The following is a 240-nucleotide window of genomic DNA, read 5'->3' on the forward strand; positions in this document are numbered from 1 at the left end:
TGGGGACAGAGCGGCAAGTGATAGTAGGGCGCCAGCCGGTCACGGGCGGCGCTTATTTGGACCACGGTTTTTTCTTCGGTCGGGATCAGCACGGCCTTCTGGCCGGCAAAACCAGCGGCCAGTTGCACCAAATCATCGACAATGCTAGGGGCTCGGGTATCTGCCACCTGCACCTTGCGGCCAAACCGGCTGAACCAGGCTGGCGCCTGGGTTGAATCACACAACAAGGTCAGCTGGCAC

General features: G+C 60.8%; 1 protein-coding gene. It reads right to left on the reverse strand.

Going from position 1 to position 240, the window contains the following annotated elements:
- Nucleotides 1-224, reverse strand: a 224-nt coding sequence (locus MJ643_RS31215; RefSeq protein WP_247727388.1) for a hypothetical protein, incomplete at its 3' end; no start/stop codon positions are given.
- Between the last annotated feature and the right edge of the window lie 16 nt (nt 225-240).

This window comes from Pseudomonas sp. PNPG3, from assembly GCF_023093815.1.
GTDB lineage: Bacteria > Pseudomonadota > Gammaproteobacteria > Pseudomonadales > Pseudomonadaceae > Aquipseudomonas > Aquipseudomonas asiatica.